The 17,750-nt window shown below is 59.9% G+C and carries 17 protein-coding genes and 1 riboswitch; of the genes, 9 read left to right on the top strand and 8 right to left on the bottom strand.

The window, feature by feature from the left end; all coding sequences use genetic code 11:
• Positions 1 to 654, bottom strand: coding sequence for a thiamine diphosphokinase (locus FHT85_RS18080; protein WP_112410965.1), 654 nt, complete (start codon positions 652 to 654; stop codon positions 1 to 3).
• 72 nt (positions 655 to 726) lie between these two features.
• Positions 727 to 1,254 (bottom strand): MarR family winged helix-turn-helix transcriptional regulator, encoded by a 528-nt coding sequence (locus FHT85_RS18075; RefSeq protein ID WP_112410964.1) that lies wholly within the window; start codon positions 1,252 to 1,254, stop codon positions 727 to 729.
• Between the two features lie 164 nt (positions 1,255 to 1,418).
• Here FHT85_RS18075 and FHT85_RS18070 point away from each other — a divergent pair, with 164 nt between their 5' ends.
• The 5 genes from FHT85_RS18070 (at position 1,419) to FHT85_RS18050 (ending at position 8,391) form a co-directional block, all read left to right on the top strand.
• Positions 1,419 to 2,954, top strand: a complete 1,536-nt coding sequence (locus FHT85_RS18070; RefSeq protein ID WP_112410963.1) for an MDR family MFS transporter — start codon at positions 1,419 to 1,421, stop codon at positions 2,952 to 2,954.
• 70 nt (positions 2,955 to 3,024) lie between these two features.
• Positions 3,025 to 3,141, top strand: a riboswitch (TPP riboswitch).
• Positions 3,142 to 3,226: 85 nt separating this feature from the next.
• Positions 3,227 to 4,219: a thiamine ABC transporter substrate binding subunit gene (thiB, locus tag FHT85_RS18065; RefSeq protein WP_246780031.1), complete on the top strand. Its 993-nt coding sequence runs from the start codon at positions 3,227 to 3,229 to the stop codon at positions 4,217 to 4,219.
• 7 nt (positions 4,220 to 4,226) lie between these two features.
• Positions 4,227 to 5,867, top strand: coding sequence for a thiamine/thiamine pyrophosphate ABC transporter permease ThiP (gene thiP, locus FHT85_RS18060; RefSeq protein ID WP_112410978.1), 1,641 nt, complete (start codon positions 4,227 to 4,229; stop codon positions 5,865 to 5,867).
• The gene (locus tag FHT85_RS18055) at positions 5,860 to 6,588 is read left to right on the top strand and encodes an ATP-binding cassette domain-containing protein (RefSeq protein WP_112410961.1); all 729 of its coding nucleotides are present in this window, start codon (positions 5,860 to 5,862) and stop codon (positions 6,586 to 6,588) included. The genes thiP and FHT85_RS18055 overlap by 8 nt, the downstream gene beginning before the upstream one ends.
• 378 nt (positions 6,589 to 6,966) lie before the next feature.
• Positions 6,967 to 8,391: a M48 family metalloprotease gene (locus FHT85_RS18050; RefSeq protein WP_041678015.1), complete on the top strand. Its 1,425-nt coding sequence runs from the start codon at positions 6,967 to 6,969 to the stop codon at positions 8,389 to 8,391.
• Between the two features lie 38 nt (positions 8,392 to 8,429).
• On the opposite strand, the gene FHT85_RS18045 is transcribed toward FHT85_RS18050, so the two are convergent.
• From FHT85_RS18045 to FHT85_RS18025, 5 genes are all read right to left on the bottom strand, one after another.
• Positions 8,430 to 9,293: an RNA polymerase factor sigma-32 gene (locus FHT85_RS18045; protein ID WP_015341633.1), complete on the bottom strand. Its 864-nt coding sequence runs from the start codon at positions 9,291 to 9,293 to the stop codon at positions 8,430 to 8,432.
• 409 nt (positions 9,294 to 9,702) lie between these two features.
• A complete protein-coding gene (locus FHT85_RS18040; protein WP_015341634.1) occupies positions 9,703 to 10,275 on the bottom strand; it encodes a CarD family transcriptional regulator in 573 nt (190 codons plus the stop codon).
• A gap of 399 nt (positions 10,276 to 10,674) precedes the next feature.
• Entirely contained in the window at positions 10,675 to 11,013 is a 339-nt protein-coding gene (fdxA, locus tag FHT85_RS18035; RefSeq protein WP_015341635.1) for a ferredoxin FdxA, read from the bottom strand.
• Between the two features lie 206 nt (positions 11,014 to 11,219).
• Positions 11,220 to 11,624: an RNA-binding S4 domain-containing protein gene (locus FHT85_RS18030; protein WP_112410960.1), complete on the bottom strand. Its 405-nt coding sequence runs from the start codon at positions 11,622 to 11,624 to the stop codon at positions 11,220 to 11,222.
• Between the two features lie 3 nt (positions 11,625 to 11,627).
• Positions 11,628 to 14,759, bottom strand: coding sequence for a helicase-related protein (locus tag FHT85_RS18025; protein ID WP_112410959.1), 3,132 nt, complete (start codon positions 14,757 to 14,759; stop codon positions 11,628 to 11,630).
• A 771-nt stretch (positions 14,760 to 15,530) separates the two neighbouring features.
• On the opposite strand from FHT85_RS18025, the gene FHT85_RS18020 reads away from it, so the two are divergent.
• The 4 genes from FHT85_RS18020 (at position 15,531) to FHT85_RS18005 (ending at position 16,790) form a co-directional block, all read left to right on the top strand.
• Complete coding sequence (locus FHT85_RS18020; protein ID WP_162709661.1) at positions 15,531 to 15,752, top strand: hypothetical protein; 222 nt, start codon at positions 15,531 to 15,533, stop codon at positions 15,750 to 15,752.
• A gap of 266 nt (positions 15,753 to 16,018) precedes the next feature.
• Entirely contained in the window at positions 16,019 to 16,174 is a 156-nt protein-coding gene (locus FHT85_RS18015) for a DUF3309 family protein (protein ID WP_015341639.1), read from the top strand.
• Between the two features lie 45 nt (positions 16,175 to 16,219).
• Entirely contained in the window at positions 16,220 to 16,474 is a 255-nt protein-coding gene (locus tag FHT85_RS18010) for a YMGG-like glycine zipper-containing protein (protein ID WP_112410958.1), read from the top strand.
• A gap of 145 nt (positions 16,475 to 16,619) precedes the next feature.
• Entirely contained in the window at positions 16,620 to 16,790 is a 171-nt protein-coding gene (locus tag FHT85_RS18005; RefSeq protein ID WP_183774210.1) for a hypothetical protein, read from the top strand.
• 133 nt (positions 16,791 to 16,923) lie between these two features.
• On the opposite strand, the gene phbB is transcribed toward FHT85_RS18005, so the two are convergent.
• Positions 16,924 to 17,649, bottom strand: coding sequence for an acetoacetyl-CoA reductase (gene phbB / locus FHT85_RS18000; RefSeq protein ID WP_112336179.1), 726 nt, complete (start codon positions 17,647 to 17,649; stop codon positions 16,924 to 16,926).
• Between the last annotated feature and the right edge of the window lie 101 nt (positions 17,650 to 17,750).

Below are 17,750 nucleotides of genomic sequence, written 5' to 3'. Positions count from 1 at the left end.
TCAGACTCCGGAAAGGTCATAAGGGCGGGCAAGAACAATGGCCCTGCCGCTGCCGAGCGAAAAGCGCACATCGCCTTCCGCCACGTTGGAAATGGTGCGCGATGCGCCGAAGGGCAAATGAAAATCGCGCAAGGGGTAACGGGCATTGTCGATGAAAAGGCCCGCCAGATCGCTGAAACCAAGAACGGAGAACAGCGAGCCAGCCGGCAGTGCCAGCGTGAGATCGCCTGACGGAAGCGGCACCGCCTCCTCGTCACCCGACGTCAGCAGCACGTCGAAGCCTTTTTCGGCGAGCTGAATACCATAAAGCAGGTGCTGGATCGCATGATCGGAGCGTTCGCCGCCCATGGCGCCCGCCAGGATCAGTCTCGTGGCGCCGCGATCGATCGCTTCCGAGACGGCGATCTCGCCGTCGGTCGCAGCCTTCGCCGCCGGATAGGGCTGCCTGGGCACATTCGGAAAGGCTCCCTGCAGATCGGCAGGCGTGGAATCAAAATCGCCAACCCACAGCTCCGGTTCCACCCCAATCGCGAGGGCATGGCGCATGCCGCCGTCGGCCGCGATGAAGTGGCTACCGGAAACCGCGGCGCGCAATCGCTCCGTCAGGCGAAGCTCGCCGCCGAGCAGGATGGTGAAGGTGGTGGACTGGCTCATGAGGCAAGCCCATAGCGCAAAGTCCTATCTCTAGGGAAGAGCGCCGTTACTGGAACGGCCCGGCCGAGCCGATCATTCGGTCGTTTCCTTCATGGCGGCCTGGACGACACGTTCATAGCCGCTGACATAACGATCGAAGAGAAACGAAAAGCTTTCGATGTCTTCGGGCGACCAATCGGCAAAGATGCTTCCGATAACGGCGTATTTCTGCACCTGGATTTCCGACAGCAAGCGCTGCCCGAGTGCGGTCAGCACCACGACGATACGTCGCGCGTCCGCCTGCGATGCCTTTCGCCGCAACACACCACGCGCCACCATGTCGGCAGTGATGCGGCTCGCGCGCGATGGATCGATGCGCAAGAGCTCGGCGATCGTACCGACTGTCACTTCGCCCGTATCTTCCGCCCGCCGCACGACATCGAGCACATCGAGATGCGAAAGCTCAAGCCCCGGAGCCACGTGTTGAATGGCGAGCCTGCCGATCATGCGACGGCCGGTCAGCAAGCGCATGCGCATCATCGCCTGACCGATGCGCAGAAACTTCTCGTCTTCGGCCAGCGTCGGAACTTCGATATCTTTTGTATTCGGCGCAGATGTCATCCCTAAAGCATAGCAGAGGTCGGGACGAAACAAAACATGCAAATGGCATTCACCTGCCATTGACAATTATATGCTAATAGCACATATATTCGCCCATGAAGACCGGGCGTCCCGCGCATTCGCTCGATAGCGCAGCGTTCCGGCCCAGTTCGGGTTCTTGCTCCATGGACATGCAGACAAGCTTCACACCGCTCGTGGCGGATCACAAACGGCGGCTTATTCTTTTCCTCTTTCTGATGACCGCCATGTTCATGGCAACGCTCGACAACCAGATCGTCTCGACGGCACTGCCGACGATCGTCGGCGAGTTCGGGCATCTGGATCGCTTCGGCTGGATCGGATCGGCCTATCTTCTCTCGCTTTCCGCCGTCATGCCCGTCTACGGCAAGCTCGGTGATCTCTTCGGCCGCAAATATGTGATGATGACGGCGATCGCGATCTTCACGGTCGGCTCTGCCGTCTGCGGTCTAGCCGTCTCGATGGATACGCTGATCGCCGCCCGCGTCCTTCAAGGCTTCGGCGGTGGCGGCATCATGGTCTCGATATTTGCTGTCAACGCCGATCTCTTCGAGCCGCGCGAGCGTGCGCGCTACCAGAGCTATTCGAGCCTCGTGCTGATGGCGTCGGGCGCCATCGGCCCCGTTCTCGGCGGCACGATGAGCGATCTTTTCGGCTGGCGTTCGATCTTCCTCGTCAACGTACCGATCGGCTTCATCGTGCTTGCCGGCCTGGCCTTCATGCTGCCCTACCGCAAGCCTGCCCGCCGTCCGAAGATCGATTATGCCGGCGCCATCGTCCTTGCCCTGACGACGACAAGCATTGTGCTTGCTGCCGACGGAAGCGAACTCTTCGGGTCGCTGCTATCGCCGCAATGCCTTGGTATTATTGCCTTCGGGGTAATCTGCGCCATCGCCTGGGTTTTCATCGAGCGCCGCGCACCCGAGCCGATTGTGCCGATGACGCTGTTCCGCAATCCGACATTCGGCCTTCTGCTGATCCTCTCGATCACCAGCGGCGCCGTCGCTATCGGCATGGTCAATTACTTCGCGCTCTTCCTGCAGACGACGACAGGCCTTTCTCCCTCCATGGCCGGGCTGCTGTTCATTCTCCTGACCGGCGGCATCGTCTGCGGCTCGCTCTCCGCCGGCCGACTGATCGCGGCCAAAGGCCGTTACAAGCCGTTTGCCGTCGCCAGCGCCAGCTGCAGCACCATCGCATTCGCTTCACTCGCCTTCGTCCATGCCGGCACGCCCATCGTCCTCATTGGCGGCCTGATGCTGCTGCACGGCATCGGCATCGGCCTTGCCCAGCAGGTGCCCGTTATCGGCGTACAGAATGCAGCGGCTGCCCGTGACGTCGGCGCTGCGACCGGCGCCGTCACGCTGTCGCGCATGGGCGGCGCCTCCATCGCCATCTCCATCTACGGCGCCATCATCGCCGCCAAACTCGGCAATGTCGGTGTTTCCATATCCGGCGTACCGAACATCGAGGAGCTGACGCCGAAGATGATGGCCGCCTTGCCCGAGATTACCCGCGAGGCCGTCGCCAACGCCTATGCAAGCGCCTTCAGCCCGTTGTTCATGACGGCAGCCGGCATTTGCATGTTTGGTCTCCTGACCTCGCTGACGCTGAAGAATGTGCAGCTCCCGGGTGCCGCGAAGAAATTTGAAAGCCCAGCGGTCGCGGAGGCTGCCGAGTAAATCCTTCATGCTGCAATCGGCAAGGGAATCATTTCCCTTGTCATCCCTCCGTCACAAGGCTAAATCTGCCGACGCTCTAACGGGGTGCCTTATGTCCTTCAGGATATTTGGCTGAGAGGCTTTCACCGGCCAACCCGCGGAACCTGATCCGGCTAACACCGGCGGAGGGATTAGACGCGTGACGAAATCATAGCGCCCTTTCCCCTTCAAGACGAAACCAAAGTGGAGGCGCTGTCGTGCAAAACCGATCGCTATTGTCATTCTTCGCCGGCCTGGCCCTTGCCGCCGGCGCAACGTTTTTTGCTGCTCAGACGGCTGAAGCAGCCGACAAGACCCTGACCATCTACACCTATGAAAGCTTCACGGCCGACTGGGGTCCTGGTGCCAAGGTCAAGGCAGCTTTCGAAAAGACCTGCGGCTGCACGGTCAATTACGTCGCCGTCACCGATGGCGTTGCACTTCTCTCCCGCCTCAAACTGGAAGGAACGGGCACCAAGGCCGATGTCGTTCTCGGTCTCGACACCAATCTTATCGACGAAGCGAAGGATACCGGCCTCTTCGACGCAAGCGGCGTCGACACCTCGGCCCTCAAGGTTCCCGGCGGTTTCAAGGACGACGTCTTCGTGCCCTACGACTACGGCCATTTCGCCGTGATCTATGACAGCCAGACCGTCAAGAACCCGCCCAAGAGCATGAAGGATCTCGTCGAAGGCGATCCCAATCAGAAGATCGTCATCGAGGATCCGCGCACCTCGACGCCGGGTCTCGGCCTGCTGCTCTGGGTCAAGTCGATCTATGGCGACAAATCCGCCGATGCCTGGGCGAAGCTCAAAGGCCGCATCCTGACGGTCACTCCCGGCTGGTCGGAAGCCTATGACCTCTTCACCAAGGGCGAAGCGCCGATGGTGCTCTCCTACACGACGTCACCGGCCTATCACATGATCGAGGACAAGACCGATCGCTATCAGGCAGCCGCCTTCTCGGAAGGGCATTACATTCAGATCGAGGTCGCCGGCCTCATCAAGGCTTCCCCGAACAAAGATCTGGCCCGCGACTTTCTGAAATTCATGATCTCTGCAGGCTTCCAGGACATCATTCCGACAAGCAACTGGATGATGCCGGTTTCCGCCACTTCCGAGCCCCTGCCGGATGCCTTCAGCAAGCTCGTCGTGCCGTCGAAGACCTTCCTGATGAGCCCTGCGGACGTCGACAAGAACCGTAAAGCCTGGATCGACGAATGGCTGACCGCCACCAGCGGCAACTGATGCCTTGATCATACTCACGGCACCCGAGCGAAGACGCGCTATTTCCGGCGGGGCGTTCAGCCTCGGCAGCATTGCGCTCTTCGTCGGGATCGCCGTTCTTGTTCTCCTCTCCGCCGGCATCGAATCCGGCGGCGACACCTCGCTCACAGACCCATATCTGCTGCGCATCCTGCGCTTCACACTGCTGCAGGCGGTGCTTTCGACACTGCTCTCCATTGTGCTCGCCATTCCGGTCGCCCGCGCATTGGCGCGCCAGCCGCGCTTTCCCGGCCGGCTGTGGCTGATCCGACTGATGGCCGTGCCGATGGGCCTGCCGGTGCTGATCGGCGCACTAGGCCTGCTCGGCATATGGGGCCGGCAGGGGCTCATCAACCAGGCGCTATCAGCACTCGGCCTGTCGCAGCCCGTCAGCATCTATGGCCTGGCCGGTATCCTGCTTGCGCATGTCTTCTTCAACATGCCGCTCGCCTGCCGACTGATGCTAGCCGGACTGGAGCGTGTGCCAGCGGAATATTGGCTCGTGGCCGGCGGGCTGGGCATGCAGCCCATCTCGGTCTTCCGCTTCATCGAATGGCCTATCCTGCGCGGCCTCGTTCCCGGCATCGCCGGCCTGATCTTCATGCTCTGCGCCACCAGCTTCACGCTGGTCCTGATCCTCGGCGGCGGCCCGGCCGCAACGACGCTGGAAGTGGCGATCTACCAGGCGCTCCGCTTCGATTTCGATCCCGGCCGCGCCGTAATGCTGTCGCTGCTGCAGATCGTCGTCACCCTCCTTGTACTCAGCGTCATGACGCTGTTTCGAGCTCCCGACGATCACGGACTGACGGCTGGCCGGGCGCTGCGCCGCATCGATGGACAGGGGATGGCTGCGCGATGCATCGATGCTGCGCTGCTGGCCGCCGCGACGCTCTTTCTCGGCATGCCGCTTGCTGCAGTCGTCGTGACCGGCCTCAAGGCCAATCTTTTCAAGCTCGTCTCCCAGCCAATCTTCCTGCAGGCGGCAATCACAAGTCTTGCAATCGCGCTTGCTGCGGGCCTTTTAGCCGTGCTGACATCCTTCGCGATCATTCGCGCCCGCTCGGTGATATCGGCGGATCGCCGAAAGTCCCTCGGCCTGCACGGCCTGGCGATCGCATTAGGCGCAAGCTCCTCCCTCATCCTGCTGGTGCCACCGATCGTGCTGGCAACCGGCTGGTTCCTGGCGCTCAGGCCATTGGGCGATCCCAGCCGCTTTGCGGCCGTCCTCATCATTGTCATCAATGCGCTGATGGCGCTGCCCTTCGTCATTCGCGTCATCGAGCCGGCCTATACTGTCCATGTCAGCCGCACCGGGCGGCTGGCGGCAAGCCTCGGCCTTCACGGCATTGCGCGCCTGCGCATGGTCGATTGGCCGGGTCTGCGCAAACCGCTCTTCACGGCGCTCTCCTTCGCAATGGCCCTGTCGCTCGGCGATCTCGGCGCCGTCGCACTCTTCGGCTCCGACAGCCTGATGACCCTGCCCTGGCTGGTCTACAGCAAGCTCGGCAGCTACCGCACCAACGACGCCGACGGATATGCCTTGATCCTCGGCCTGGTATGCTTTCTCCTGACCATAGCCGGAACCGCGGGCCAGGGCGTGCCGGATGACGAAAGCAGACGAAATGACTGACAGCAGCATCATGAAGGCAGAAGGCATCAGCATGGAAGGAGTCGAACTGCGCCTCGGCACGCATGACTTCCGCTTCGATTGCGCATTGCCGCGGGGCAAGATCATCGCCATTGCCGGGCCGTCAGGGTCGGGCAAATCCACCTTTCTCAATTTACTGGCCGGCTTCGAACAGCCTGATCGCGGCCGTATCCTGCTCGCCGGACAGGACGTGAGCCGCATGCATCCCGCCGAACGGCCGGTGTCTCTCGTCTTCCAGGACAACAACCTCTTCGCTCATCTCGATCTCTTCACCAATGTCGGCCTTGGCATCAGCCCGTCATTGAGGCTTTCGAAGGAAGATCGGCAAAAGGTCTCGGAGGCTTTGGCGCGGGTCGGACTAGCCGGTTTTGAAAAGCGCAAGCCGGGAACGCTTTCCGGCGGCGAGCGCCAGCGCGCCGCTTTCGCTCGAGCTCTGGTGCGCGACAAGCCAATCCTGCTGCTGGACGAGCCTTTCGCCGCGCTCGATCCCGGCCTGCGCTCCGGCATGGTCGAACTTCTGAAAACTCTGCATCGCGAAACCGGCAATACGGTGCTGATCGTCTCGCATGACCCGGCCGAAGTGCGGCGCCTTGCCGACCACGCCGTCTTCATCGACGGCGGCACGATCAAGCTTACCGCGCCCATCGAAAACTTCCTGCAGGCGGGCGGGATTCCGGCGTTGACCACATTTCTGCAACATTGATTGTGTCATGGCAGCTTGCCGCCGGCTTTGCCTTAATTTCGTCTAGCGAAGCGGCTGAAAGTCCTCGGAAATGCTTGCTAAAATACAACGCTGCCACATTTAAACGGAGTCTCGCTATGCAACCGGTGCCAAAATCGGCTACAGCAAGAGGTGGAAGCCGTCCGGGTAAATGCGGATCGATGGGGGCGAAAACAACCTTTATCGGCGCACGACCATGATCCGCCCGGTAAGGATCAACCGGATTTGGCGCCGAGCCGGCATGACAGCGAAATGAGTAGGATGCAGGTCCTGAAGCAGAGCAAGCGAGCAGAACGAAGGATCGATTTGACCGTCGCAGCCCGTTTGCGCCGTTTTGTACCCTTCCTTGCAGCCGCAGCAATGTTGAACAGCTGCCAGACGGTGATGGATCAATCCTATCAGCCGAGCGTTTCGCCCTCCGCCAATCCGCAGATCGTTTCCGAAGTGCAGAAGAACGATCCGCGCGCGCAAATGGGAGCCCGCGAGCATCCGCGTATCCTCGCAAGCTATGGCGGCGAATACAAGGATGCCAAGACGGAGAGGCTCGTTGCCCGCATCGCCGGCGCCTTGACCAGTGTGTCGGAAAATCCGCAGCAGTCCTACCGCATCACCATTCTCAATTCGCCCTCGATCAATGCCTTTGCCTTGCCCGGCGGCTATCTCTATGTGACGCGCGGCCTTCTGGCGCTCGCCAATGATGCGTCCGAAGTCGCCGCGGTGCTGTCGCACGAGATGGCGCACGTAACAGCCAATCACGGCATCGAGCGGCAGAAACGCGAAGAAGCCGAAGTCATCGCCAGCCGCGTCGTTTCGGAAGTCCTGTCGAGCGATCTGGCCGGCAAGCAGGCGCTTGCCCGCGGCAAGCTGCGTCTCGCCGCCTTCTCGCGCCAGCAGGAACTCCAGGCCGACGAGATCGGCATTCGCACACTCGGCCAGGCCGGCTACGATCCTTACGCCGCCGCGCGCTTCCTGAACGCGATGGAGGACTATAGCCGCTTCATGTCGGCCAATTCCGACGTCGACCAGAGCCTGGACTTCCTTTCGAGTCACCCGAGCACGCCGCAGCGTATCGACCTTGCCAAGGCGCACGCGCGCGAATTCGGCGAGGAAGGCAAGGTCGGCGACATCGGCCGCGACTATTATCTCAACGGCATCGACGGCCTGCTCTATGGCGACAGCCCCGAAGAAGGCTATGTGCGTGGCCAGACCTTCCTGCATGGCGGCCTCGGCATCCGCTTCGACGTCCCGCCCGATTTCCGTATCGACAACAAGGTCGAAGCCGTCATGGCGACCGGCCCCGGCGACATCGCCATCCGCTTCGACGGCGTGGCCGACACCCAGAACCAGAATCTGACGAACTATATCTCCAGCGGCTGGGTCACCGGCCTCGATCCCTCCTCGATCAGGTCGATCACCGTCAATGGCATGCCGGCCGCCACTGCGCGCGCCTCAGCCGACCGCTGGGATTTCGATGTGACCGTGATCCGCGACCGCACGCAGATCTTCCGCTTCCTGACGGCGGTGCCGAAGGGGAATATCGCTCAGCTTGATCAGACCGCCAATGTGCTGCGTGCCAGCTTCCGGCATATGACCCCGGAAGAGGCGGCCTCGCTGAAGCCGCTGCGTGTTCGCGTCGTTACCGTCAAACCCGGCGACACCATCACCACGCTCGCCGCCCGCATGATGGGCACGGACCGCAAGCTCGACCTGTTCAAACTGATAAATGCCCTGCCAACCGGGGCAAACATTGCACCGGGCGACAAGGTCAAAATCATTTCGGAATAATAGCGGGACGACTTCTCCCGGAGGGGAGAAGCGCGCACTCAGGCGTAGCTGGCCATGCGGGGATCCGCATCCACCAGGGCGTTGCGGAGCTTGTCCATCGCGCGGCTTTCGATCTGGCGCACGCGCTCCTTGGAAATGCCAAGATCAGCACCGAGCTCTTCGAGCGTCGCGCCGTCTTCGACCAGGCGGCGGGCTTGGATGATCTTCATTTCACGTTCGTTGAGATGTTTCAGCGCCGACGCCAGCCAAACGCGGCGGCGCTCGCCGTCGATCATGTCGGACACCTGCTCGTCGGGAAGCGGCTCGTCGCTGATCAGGAAATCGATGCGCTCGGCACTTTCGGAATCGCCAGCAATGGAGGGGGCCTGCAGGGAGGTATCGCTACTGGAGAGGCGCGCATCCATCGTCTGCACATCCGTAAGGCTGACACCGAGCGTCACGGCAATTTCTTCATGGATGGACTGGACGGTGACGTTGGAATTGCTGCGGGCAAGCTTGGCGCGTAAGCGGCGCAGATTGAAAAACAGCGCCTTCTGGGCGGAACTCGTGCCGCCGCGCACGATCGACCAATTGCGCAGGATATAGTCCTGGATCGAAGCGCGAATCCACCAGCTTGCATAGGTGGAGAAGCGAACTTCCCGCTCCGGTTCGAAGCGGGCGGCCGCTTCCAGCAGGCCGACATAGCCTTCCTGCACCAGATCGCTCATCGGCAGTCCGAAGTTACGAAACTTCCCCGCCATGGAAATGACGAGGCGCATATGGGCAGTTGCGATCTGATTGCGGGCGCCGCGATCATCGTGGTCTTTCCAGCGCATGGCGAGATCGTGTTCTTCGTCGCGAGCCAGATAGGGAGCAGCCATGGCAACTTTGATCATGCGCCGATCTGCAGACATATTCGTCATATGCATCTCCTGGGTTTCGGCCTCAAATCGTCTCTATGCCGCGGTCGACGAAAAGGGCAGCAAGCATCGTTTCCGAACATCGCTGTTCGGATGGAAATCAATGAATAAAATTGCAAATTGGAAACCGATTATCCGGTTCACCGGATGATCGATGACTAGTCTAGTTCGATCTCATCGAACGGGTCTGACGATTGAATCATCTTCAGATCGCCGGGGAGCTTCGAGTGAAAACGCATAGGCCGGTCCTCGTGAATGTCCATAAAAACGGCCTGTCTGAATACCCCTCTCCACAGGAGTGTACCCACACGGACCGCCAACACAGGGCTTTAACGCATCAGAACGGAAAAGGTTCCAAAGAAAAAACCCGGCACGAAGGCCGGGTTTTTTGAAGCGATATTGGCGTCTGGCCTTATGCGGCTTCGTCCTGCGAATCGTCTTCTTCGACGACCTTGCCGCGCTTCGGTCCCTTGTTCAGGTTGGTTTCGACAAGGCGAACGGCTTCGGTTTCCGACATCTTGTTGACAGCGGCGATTTCACGCGCCATGCGGTCAAGTGCAGCTTCATAAAGCTGACGTTCGGAATAGGACTGTTCCGGCTGGTTCTCGGCGCGATAGAGATCGCGAACGACTTCTGCGATCGAGATCAGATCGCCGGAATTGATCTTGGCATCGTATTCCTGCGCGCGGCGCGACCACATGGTGCGCTTGACGCGGGCCTTGCCCTGCACGACCTTCAATGCACGCTCGACGAAATCGGTCTCGGAAAGCTTGCGCATGCCGATGCTCATGGCCTTGGCCACCGGAACCTTCAGGCGCATCTTGTCTTTCTCGAAGTCGATTACAAACAGCTCGAGCTTCATGCCTGCGACTTCCTGTTCTTCGATCGCAGTGATCGTGCCGACACCGTGGGCCGGATAAACGATCGCTTCACCAGTCTTGAAGCCATGGCGTGCTGCTGAAGGTTTTTTCTGCTGGGTCGTCATTCTTTTCAAAAACTCCCTGTTATGCGCCCCGTTAGGGCCGGGGTGCCGGGTCAGTCAGGCCCGGATGAGACGGACGTACCGTCGGGTCACTTCATCCTGGTCCAGCCAGACTTATGCAAACAGAAACCCACCCATCGCGATCAGGGACCCGACAACACAATACGTTGATATGTCAAGGAAACCGCGTACGGATTGGTGATTTGCTTTCGTGATGGTTTCGGGCATGCGAAATGCCGCAGTGGATCAGTGTGACGACCCTATCACAAAAATCTGAGGAAATCAATAATTTGCTGCGCACGCGCCAAATTGGCCACGTTGACCGGCCAGCGGCCCAATGGCAATGATTCGCTTTCTGCGATATCGACTACACCTTTATCGAAGGCCTGTCACGGCCTTCGATCAGTCGCCCGTACCGGGATTGGCCGAGAAATACTTCTCGAATTTTCCCTGTTCGCCATCCATTTCCTTGGCTTCCGGCATCGGGTCACGCTTGACCGTGATGTTCGGCCAAATGGCGGCGTATTCCGCATTGACCTTCAGCCACTTGTCGAGACCCGGTTCCGTATCGGGCTTGATCGCCTCAGCAGGACATTCCGGTTCGCAGACGCCGCAATCGATGCATTCGTCGGGATGGATGACGAGAAAGTTCTCGCCCTCATAGAAGCAGTCGACAGGGCAGACTTCCACGCAATCGGTATATTTGCAGCGAATGCAATTGTCAGTCACGACATATGTCATGAAGCACTCCAGGGATGTATTGAGCTTCCGCGGACGCGCAACCTGGAACGTCGCACCTTCCCACGGCGCCGAACGGGCAGACGAATGCGTCACACGCAAACGCGCCGCCCGGCTGGTTACCGGCAGGGTGATCGTGAGGTATCGACTTTGTCACCCAATTTCAAGGACAAACAATCGCAAAACCCCTTCGCAACAGGCAGAGTTTTCTAATCATCGTCGGAGATGAGGCGATCGATCGCACGCCGATCCCTTTTTGTGGGCCTGCCGCTGCCGGGTGCCCGCAACGCCTGCTCGAACGGGGTGAGGCGTTTTGTCTCATCGGGCGGCGGCGTCAGATCTTCGTAAAGCAGCCTGGCTTCTTCGAAGGGACCCCTACGTTCGCCGGCCGACCGCACGATCAACACTATATCCCGCCGCTCCAGCGAGAGCTCGATGCGGTCACCGGCCTTGATGCCGAAACTCGGCTGCACGACCCGCTCGCCATTCACCCGGACGCTGCCGTTCTGCACATAGACCTGCGCCAATGAGCGGGATTTCACCATGCGGGCAAAGAACAGCCATTTGTCGATGCGCTGGCGCGAACCGGAAAATGGCTGTTTTTCGTCCGTCATGACCTATTTCTTCATCTGCTCCTTGAGGGCAGCGAGCTTGGCGAAAGGAGAATCCGGATCGATCGGCTTTTCCTTGCGCGGCGGCTTGGCTTCGAAGCGCAACGGCTGAGAGGCGCCGCGATTGTTGCGATCATTCCGGTCGCCACGTTCCTGACGATCACCGCGTTCGCCGCGGTTGCCCTGATGCTGCGGACGACCGCCTTCGCGATTCCCGCGCGGACCCTTGTCACTGCCACGAGCCTCACGATTGTCGCGTCCATCGCGGCGATCACGACCGCCTTCGCGATTGCCTTCACCGGCTGCCTGCTCGCCACCACGACGATTGCCCTGCTGACCGCGCCCCTCGCCCTGCTGGCCGCGACGATCGCCATGGCCACGGCCGCCTTGCCGCTGCTGATGGTCGTTGCGGCCACCCAGACGCCAGAGCAGAACCGGCTTCGGTTCCGCCGGCTCTGCGGCGACTTCTGCAGCGGCAACTGGCTCGGCAGCTACGGCAACTTCCGTCTCAGCAGGTGCCTCGGCGGGAGCGGCTGCTTCCTGCGAAACGGCTTCCACTTCCTTAGCCGGCTCGTCAGTCGCTGTGTCGGCATCATCATGATCGGCCTTTTCGGCTGTGGCGTCCCCAGCCGGTGCGGCGGGCGCTGCAGCCGCGTCCTGCTGAGCGAGGAAGGCCGTAGCCTCCTCCGCCTTCACCGCATCGGCGCGATAGCCGAGACCCTTGAGGATTTCCTCCATGTCCTCGAGCGTCGCGCCGAGAATGGAGAGCATCGCTGTCGTCGTCGTGAAGCGACGGCCGTCATAAGCGCCGTCAGGGCGCGAAGCTTGGCCGGGCTTCCACTGCAGCAGCGGACGGATGAGGTCCGCCAGGCGCTCGAGGATGTCGATGCGCACCGCGCGCTTGCCGAGGAACCGGAAGCCGGCAAGCTTGTAAAATGTGCGCTCATAGCCCGGATCGGTGACGACCGAGGTACGGCCGGCGGCCAGAACCGGGATCAGATCGCCATAGCCCGGCTTGTCCAGGCCATCGTTCTTCAGCGCCCAGAGGAGCGTGATGAGCTCGGCCGGAGCCGGCTTCAGCAGGGCGGGCACAAAAATATGGTACGCGCCAAAGCGAACGCCGTAGCGGCGCATCGAGGCACGCCCGTCCTGATCCAGCGATTTCACTTCTTCCGTGACGTCGCGGCGGAACAGAACGCCGAGATTCTCCACCAGCTGGAAAGCCAGCCCCTTGGCAAGGCCCTGCAGATCTTCGGCACGTTGGAGATCGTCCAGCGGCTTCAGGATCGTGCTGATGTGATGGTTCACGAAGCGCTCGATACGGGCGGCGACATGATCGCGCGCATTGCCGGTCAGCTGTTCGTCGGCAAGCAGGATGACGCGCGGACGCATGACATGATCGCTGCCTGACAGGCGCGCGACGGGGTCGCCGAGCCAGCGCACGAGGCCATCGGCACTGATCGCGAGATCGCCGTTGCCGGCCGCATGCAGACGTGCGGCACGTGCCTCGAACTCCAGCCCGAGCGCCTTCTGCGAGGCGGTCTGGACAGCCTTGGCATCCGGCCCCTCGGTCCCTGCGATAGGCGTGAACCGGAATCCGGTCAACTGTCCCACATGATGCCCCTCTACGAAGACATCTCCATTCACACTGATTTCAGCTTCCAGCATCGCATTCTCTCTCAGGCGCTTCATGAGCACAGATGTCCTGCGATCAACAAAGCGTTTCGTCAACCTCTCATGTAACGCGTCGGACAATCGATCTTCGATTTCCCGCGTCTTTTCTTGCCAGTGTGTCGGATCGGCAAGCCAGCCGGGCCGGTTCGACACATAGGTCCAAGTCCTTATCTGCGCGATTCGCGCCGAAAGCGTGTCGATCTCGCCATCCGTCCGATCGGCGCGATGCACCTGTTCGGCCAGGAAATCCTCTTTCACCGTGCCATAGCGCACGAGATCAGAAAAGAGGGTGGCGATGAGATCAGCATGCTGGGCAGGCGTGATGCGCCGATAGTCGGGAAGCGCACAGGCCTCCCACAATTTCTCAACCCGAGCCGGGTTGCTGGCAAGATCGACTATCTCCAGATCGCGTGACAGATATTCCAATGCCTGTTGGTCTACCGCAGGCAGCGCACGCGTCAAGCCCTGCACGCGAGGCGCGTCTTCCAAACTTGCACGCAACGCCGCGATCGAAGCGAAATCCAGGTCTTTGGTGCGCCATTGCAGCACCTTGACCATGTCGAATTCGTGTCCCTCGATCCGGCGCACGAGTTCGTCGTCGAAAGGATCGACTTGTCCCGTCACCCCGAAGGTGCCGTCCTTGAGATGGCGGCCGGCGCGACCTGCGATCTGACCGAGCTCGGCGGGATTGAGATTGCGGAATTGATAGCCGTCGAACTTGCGGTCCTGCGCAAAGGCGACATGATCCACATCGAGGTTGAGCCCCATGCCGATCGCATCGGTCGCAACCAGATATTCGACATCGCCGGCCTGATAGAGCGCCACCTGCGCATTGCGGGTACGCGGGCTGAGCGCTCCGAGGACGACGGCCGCGCCACCGCGCTGGCGGCGGATAAGCTCTGCGATCGCATAAACCTCGTCGGCGGAAAAGGCGACGATGGCCGTGCGCTGCGGCAGCCGCGTGATCTTCTTCTGCCCGGCGTAGAAAAGATGCGATAGCCTCGGCCGTTCGAGGACGGTAATCCCAGGTAGAAGTTGTTCAAGGATCGGCCGCATCGTGCCGGCGCCGAGCAGCAGGGTTTCATCGCGGCCGCGCAGATGCAAAAGGCGGTCAGTAAAAATATGTCCGCGCTCCAGATCGCCGGCAAGCTGCACTTCGTCGATCGCAACGAAGGAGGCGCGCGTCTCGCGCGGCATGGCCTCGACGGTGCAGACCGAATAACGCGCATTGGGCGGCGATATCTTTTCCTCGCCGGTCACCAGAGCGACATTGTGCGCGCCAACCTTCTCGACGACGCGCGTATACACCTCACGGGCAAGCAGCCGCAGCGGCAGGCCGATCACGCCGCTGCCGTGTGCCACCATGCGCTCGATGGCATAATGGGTCTTGCCGGTATTGGTCGGTCCGAGCACTGCGGTCACGCCGCGTCCGCTCAGGATCATGGGCTGCGAAGTCTGAGTCATAGGTCCGTGCATAGGCGAGAAACAGCCGTCTTCCGATCAGCCAGTTCCTCCTGGAGGAAACGAACAGATGACGACCATATGTGACAAAGGCAAGACCCGAATGAAAAAACAGATGCGGCAACATTCGATTTCATATTTGAGCGCTTCAACCATAAGCTACATTTACATTGCATCCCATGCGAGTCCGGGCGATTCCGGAACAGCCTGAGAACGAATCGGAGACGAATCGCTGACTCCGTCACGTTCCTTATTTGTTCACGACTACATATGGATTTCAATGAAAAGATTCCCACCAAATGCTGAATCTCGTTTCCACGGCTTTCCGCTGAAAAAAGGAGTCAAGCGGAGAATCCTCAGCCAGAGAAATTTCGCGCCGTGCCATCGTTAACAATCTGTAAATAATAAAGTTTCGTATGAATCAGCGGACGACATCCACCTCCAGGCCAAAGCCGAAACGAATCGGCGACGAATCGCGGATTCCAAGCGATTCTGTTTTGTTCTCCACAATATCTAGCGGTTTTCCGTCAGGAGGATACCGGACTCTGAATGGTTGAGACGCGAATCCGAGCCGAATCTGGGATTGCGGTTCGTCTTTTGACGAGCGCAGCTATAATGAATCGACAAATGCACGCAAAAAGTGCAGCCGTTAACACAACGATCAAAGCCGGAACGAATCGGTGACGAATCGCGGATATCAGCGGGTATCGCATTTGTTCACGGCTACATGTTGTATTTCGCCGGAGCAGCATCGCGACATAGAGGTCAGCTTGAATGGCAATCCTGTTGCGGAGTTCGCTGCGAATTAACGAATTCGCCCGCGAACACACCACCTGGACGACATTTGCCGACGGCAGCATCCTTGTATTCGGCACGTCGGCAAACGCCCAGCCGTTAACCAAAGTTCAAATGCAGAACGAATCGCCGACGAATCACGGACATCCGGCCTTTCCCGTTTCGTTCACCACAACCCATTGTATTTTAATGGTATTTTAACCATACAATGAATTTGCCGCCGCGCTTGTAACCGTCACCCGATGCGATCCCATTTAAGGATTCGCTAAGCATCCCAACTGCTGTGCGCGTGCATTTTTATTTCTTAGCCGGAACAATTGTCGCGCATGCAAGTTTCTATGAGCAGAATTGCGGAATTCGTCCATTCACTGGAATAGTTTCGAGTGGGAAGGCTGGAAGATTAACGCCATTTCGAACAGCGATAATGGCGGGATATTCGAGCCGGACGGACATGGAGGAGACATATCATGCTTGGTACGGTATTGCTTGTCATACTGATTCTGCTGCTGGTTGGCGCACTTCCCAGCTGGGGTTACAGCCGGTCTTGGGGGTATGGTCCATCGGGTGGTCTCGGGCTTGTTCTCGTCATTGTCCTCATTCTGTTATTAATGGGGCGCATCTGATCCGCAGACATTGTTCAAACCTCGCAACATCAGGGAGCTAACACCATGAAGAAGATTATCGTCGCGATCGCCCTCGTCGGCGCATTGGCGTCGTGCACGGCAACGGAAAAAGGTACGGCGATCGGCGCCGGTACCGGCGCGCTGATCGGTGGCGTCGCCACCCATAGCTGGGGGGGCGCCGCGGTCGGCGCGGTCGCTGGCGGCGTAGTCGGCAACCTCATCGGACGTTCGGAAGAGCGTCGCGGCTACTGCATCTATCGCGACCGTTATGGTCACCGTTATGAGGCTCGCTGCCGCTAAGGCATTGCCTGACCGGTCGCCACCGGCGGCCGGTCAGGATTCCCTCTCGGAACAAATTCAGTGAGCGGCAGCTCCCTCAACAAAATCTTCTTTCCGCGCCGTCAGTCACGGCGAGTTGGCAGTGTTTTGAGAAAGGAACGGCATCATGGCCGCAATCATCGCAAGCATTGCAGCACTCGTGCTTACCGGCACCACTTTTTACGCGCTCGTAAGCGCGGCGAGAGCTCGAGACAGGGAGAAGCGGCAGGTCGCCCTTGAGGCGGTCATCCTGGAATTCAAGCCACGACATCGGCAGCAGGCCTCAACAAGAGGATGATTGCCGGCTGAGCTCAGTAATTCCGTTCGTAACGCGCTATACAGGCTGAAGCGGCTCCGTCGCCCTGAGCCGCTTTTTTATAGCTCTTGCGCGGCTCCCAGCGGAAGACTGGCCTGCGCTTTTCCTGAATTGCCTAGACGAAGAGCTGGCCGCCATTGGCAGATATGGTCGATCCGGTAATGAAACCGGCATCGTCGCTGGCCAGGAAGACGGCGATGCGCGCGATTTCCTCGGGTTCGCCGAGGCGCCCGACGGGAATCTGCGGAATGATGCGCTCGTTCAGCACTTTCTCCGGAACCGCCAGCACCATCTCCGTGCCGATATAGCCGGGGCAAATCGCGTTGACCGTGATGTTCTTGGCGGCACCTTCCTGCGCAAGCGCCTTGGTGAAGCCGAGATCGCCCGCCTTGGCCGCGGAGTAGTTCGCCTGCCCCATCTGCCCCTTCTGACCATTGATGGACGAGATATTGATGACGCGGCCGAAGCTGCGGTCGCGCATGCCCTGCCAGACGTGGTGCGTCATGTTGAAGAGGCCGGTGAGATTGGTATTGATAACCTCGTGCCATTGCTGCGGTGTCATCTTGTGGAACATGGCATCGCGGGTGATGCCGGCATTGTTGACCAGGATGTCGACATGACCAAGATCATGCTCGATCTTGGCGATGCCCTTGCCGCAGGCCTCGTAGTCGGTGACATCCCACTTGTGAACGGAAATCCCCGTCACATCGTGGAAAGCCCGGGCCTTCTCATCATTGCCGGCATAGGTTGCGGCTACCTTATAGCCCGCATTGTGCAGCGCCATCGAAATGGCAGCTCCGATGCCGCGCGTACCTCCGGTTACCAATGCCACTCTGCTCATGTGCCACTCCCCTTTTTTGTTGCGGAGGCGTGACGCCCGAAGGTCGGGTCGCCCGCTCGCTTTCATCACTTCTTCTGGAAAATTCCCTTCAAGACGCCTTA

It is taken from the genome of Rhizobium sp. BK312 (assembly GCF_014193605.1).
In the GTDB taxonomy this organism is placed as follows: Bacteria; Pseudomonadota; Alphaproteobacteria; order Rhizobiales; family Rhizobiaceae; genus Rhizobium.
Note: the sequence above shows the minus strand (reverse complement) of the source record. Positions and strands in the feature narration are given on the sequence as shown.

Coding starts and splice junctions, on each gene's coding strand:
- FHT85_RS18080 (WP_112410965.1), bottom strand. CDS start 654: ATGAGCCAGTCCACCACCTTCACCATCCTGCTCGGCGGCGAGCTTCGC.
- FHT85_RS18075 (WP_112410964.1), bottom strand. CDS start 1,254: ATGACATCTGCGCCGAATACAAAAGATATCGAAGTTCCGACGCTGGCC.
- FHT85_RS18070 (WP_112410963.1), top strand. CDS start 1,419: ATGGACATGCAGACAAGCTTCACACCGCTCGTGGCGGATCACAAACGG.
- FHT85_RS18055 (WP_112410961.1), top strand. CDS start 5,860: ATGACTGACAGCAGCATCATGAAGGCAGAAGGCATCAGCATGGAAGGA.
- FHT85_RS18050 (WP_041678015.1), top strand. CDS start 6,967: ATGTTGAACAGCTGCCAGACGGTGATGGATCAATCCTATCAGCCGAGC.
- FHT85_RS18045 (WP_015341633.1), bottom strand. CDS start 9,293: ATGACGAATATGTCTGCAGATCGGCGCATGATCAAAGTTGCCATGGCT.
- FHT85_RS18040 (WP_015341634.1), bottom strand. CDS start 10,275: ATGACGACCCAGCAGAAAAAACCTTCAGCAGCACGCCATGGCTTCAAG.
- fdxA (WP_015341635.1), bottom strand. CDS start 11,013: ATGACATATGTCGTGACTGACAATTGCATTCGCTGCAAATATACCGAT.
- FHT85_RS18030 (WP_112410960.1), bottom strand. CDS start 11,624: ATGACGGACGAAAAACAGCCATTTTCCGGTTCGCGCCAGCGCATCGAC.
- FHT85_RS18025 (WP_112410959.1), bottom strand. CDS start 14,759: ATGACTCAGACTTCGCAGCCCATGATCCTGAGCGGACGCGGCGTGACC.
- FHT85_RS18020 (WP_162709661.1), top strand. CDS start 15,531: ATGGCAATCCTGTTGCGGAGTTCGCTGCGAATTAACGAATTCGCCCGC.
- FHT85_RS18015 (WP_015341639.1), top strand. CDS start 16,019: ATGCTTGGTACGGTATTGCTTGTCATACTGATTCTGCTGCTGGTTGGC.
- FHT85_RS18010 (WP_112410958.1), top strand. CDS start 16,220: ATGAAGAAGATTATCGTCGCGATCGCCCTCGTCGGCGCATTGGCGTCG.
- FHT85_RS18005 (WP_183774210.1), top strand. CDS start 16,620: ATGGCCGCAATCATCGCAAGCATTGCAGCACTCGTGCTTACCGGCACC.
- phbB (WP_112336179.1), bottom strand. CDS start 17,649: ATGAGCAGAGTGGCATTGGTAACCGGAGGTACGCGCGGCATCGGAGCT.